The 2,652-nt window shown below is 34.0% G+C and carries 3 protein-coding genes; 2 read left to right on the top strand and 1 reads right to left on the bottom strand.

Annotation, left to right across the window (positions count from 1 at the left end; translation table 11 throughout):
- Positions 1–114 precede the first annotated feature (114 nt).
- The gene (locus F6K22_RS38210; RefSeq protein ID WP_293110092.1) at positions 115–777 is read right to left on the bottom strand and encodes a hypothetical protein; all 663 of its coding nucleotides are present in this window, start codon (positions 775–777) and stop codon (positions 115–117) included.
- Positions 778–979: 202 nt separating this feature from the next.
- Here F6K22_RS38210 and F6K22_RS38215 point away from each other — a divergent pair, with 202 nt between their 5' ends.
- Positions 980–1,171 (top strand): helix-turn-helix domain-containing protein, encoded by a 192-nt coding sequence (locus F6K22_RS38215; RefSeq protein ID WP_293110094.1) that lies wholly within the window; start codon positions 980–982, stop codon positions 1,169–1,171.
- Positions 1,172–1,783 carry a hypothetical protein gene (locus F6K22_RS38220; protein ID WP_293110096.1) on the top strand — a complete coding sequence of 204 codons (612 nt, stop codon included), beginning with the start codon at positions 1,172–1,174 and terminating at the stop codon, positions 1,781–1,783.
- Positions 1,784–2,652: the final 869 nt, after the last annotated feature.

Raw genomic sequence — 2,652 nt, forward strand, 5'->3', positions numbered from 1 at the left:
TGTAGTGCGTTAGCTCTTCTAACGCACTACACCTCATTCATTCTCAATAAGAGTTTGATTTTAGTTGAAGTATTCTTCAGTTCCCGAACGCAAATTCGTCTCTATATATAGCTTTCAACTAGCTTGTAACCCCGTGAGATCTGCCTCACTCAAATCTTTCCCTTGCACCACGGCACTAAAAATTGCTCCTTCATCCCCCTGGGTATCAACAATATTTATCTGCGAATCAATATAATGTCCAAATTCCTCTAACCAAACATCCGTTACTTCCCCAATATTCTCCAAGTTTTGGGCTAAAAATTCCTTAGATAGATAAACAGTATCGGTTGCTTCAGCAAATGCACCATTGGCTCCATTAATCTCAGCAGATGAAATAACCCTGATCGCTGGCAGACTAATATTGGCTTGTTTGTCCCAATTTTCCCCAAAGGCCAAATCCATGTTTGCCTCAAATTCTGGGTTTGCTGCAAATTCCTGTAAATATTGATTGCCTTCAATTACGGCTTGATTAATCACCTGTACGATCGCCTCGCCAGTCAAAGTATCTAGCAATTCATCTGTAGAAATATTTACTGTTGGTTCATAAATTGGTAAATTTTCAGGTAGAATTATATTATCTAAACTATTTAGCTGTGTAATTGGCACAGAAAATGATTCGGCACTAGGAGTAAATATTAATGGATCATTAATCTCTATTTCTGGTATAATTGTATTTGTTGTTTCTGAATTAACACCCGTTAAATCACTTAAATTATTAATATCGCCTGGCATAAACATGGTAAATTCCTCTGAGTAATTGATGAGTTTTTTACGCTTAAAAAGTTGATAAAAATTGGTTGAGTTATCAATAGTTATGATATTTGTCTTAGAGAGGATTTGTCAGTGATAAAAAGTGTCAAAAAGTAACCAGTTTATATTTTTATTAATTGGGAAATAACAGCCTTTTTGTTAAATATTATTTGGGCAAAAAAGTGGAACAATGAATGTAAGTGATGCCTTGGATATAGTAGAGTTTGTCTTAGATGAAGACAGTAATTTTACAGATGTACAAGAGATTATCTTCCGGGAATGTTGGCAGGGGAGATGTTCTTATCAGGAGATAGCAAAGGTTTATGGTTATGAATATGAATATATTAAATCCACGGCATCTAAACTTTGGAAATGTCTATAATTGGCTTTTGGTGAAAAGGTAAAAAAAGGTAATCTAAAGTCAGTAATTAATCGCCATCTGAGGCGACAGCATATTACTTTTAATCGTAATGTTTTTGAGATGAACTTTAGTTGTGGTGCTAAAAATAAAGCAAAATCTCAATGCAGTCAATTATATACAGATAAATTCAGGACTGCTGAAGAACAAGAAAATCAAGACAGAATAATTACTACTCCAGAATCAGAAAATAATCATAACAACTCACGATTTTCTAAACATTCTCAGTCTTTACTACAAGAAGCTGAAACAAAAATGGCTGAAGCTTTAGACAGTATAGGTGTGACTTTTTTTGTGAACCCAAATATTAGATTGACCGCTCCAGAAGGTAAGTGTAATTTGCAGCCTAATTTTGTAATTTACTATGCAGGAAAACTAGGAATTATAGAAATTGATGAGACAGAAAAAGGATTAAATAATGGGGTAGGTAGTCAGACAGAAAAAAATAGCGATCGCTTATTACAAAATACTAATATTGATATTATTAAACATTACGACGATCTGAGGTGTTTTCTAGAACCGGATTTAGTTATCAAAGAATTTCTAGAGATATTAAGTAGTATTGAGTCTAAGTAATGTTGAATAATTATAATTAAAGCTTGTAGTAGGACTTTAGTCCTTAAGATAGATATTGTTCAAGCATTACTACAAACAAAAACTTTTTATTACTTTGCGTTTATTTATGCTTACCGAAAAATTCAGGTATAAAGCCTCTCCATTTATGGAGAAAAAAAATCCTTTTAGACAATCCTTCTATTACAGAAGAGCTAATTATTATAGCAATTTTCATTAATATAGAGTACAGAGATTTGGGTTGAAAGGAAGAAGGAAGAAGGAAGAAGGAAGAATTTTCGTAGTCTACCTTTGTGAAAACCGCTATAATTATTAGACTTGTCGCTTTATAAGCTTAAAAAATTCCGAAAGCCTTGTCCTGTAAGGATTATAAGTCTTTCCGAGTAAAAACACCTGGAATTTTTGCTCTGTCTAGGTTTGAGCGATTTTTCCCCTCTATTTAGCGACAACTCTATTAATTATTGAACTACTTAGCAGCAAGAAGTGGAACTAGCTGAATCAAATTTGTTTTGTTGATATTTGGAAAGCTAGAAAAAAAAGGGCGATCGCCTTTTTCTCTAATCACTTGGCAGATACTACTGGCCTGACACACCTAAAATGTTGCAATAGTAGGGGCGGGTTTCACGTTAAATTAAGGAGTTTAAGCATTAACTAAATATAAACCCGCCCCAAAATAAATACGCACCTTACTGGATTGTTTCATCTTAAATGGTGCATTAGTAAAAAAGGGTCAAACCTTGCCAGAACAAGAATTATAGGCAAAAATCTAATGCACAGTTTTAGCTTAAACAGTCCACTACTAGACCTGGACTTGAGGACTTGATGTAAGCTTACAACGGGTTTGATATTAGACAGAATCAGGATCAACCCCT

Source organism: Okeania sp. SIO2F4 (assembly GCF_010672385.1).
Lineage (GTDB): Bacteria > Cyanobacteriota > Cyanobacteriia > Cyanobacteriales > Microcoleaceae > Trichodesmium.

What these genes read in the sequence shown, in the direction of transcription:
- F6K22_RS38210 (WP_293110092.1), bottom strand. Translation starts at nt 777, where the DNA reads ATGTTTATGCCAGGCGATATTAATAATTTAAGTGATTTAACGGGTGTT.
- F6K22_RS38215 (WP_293110094.1), top strand. Translation starts at nt 980, where the DNA reads ATGAATGTAAGTGATGCCTTGGATATAGTAGAGTTTGTCTTAGATGAA.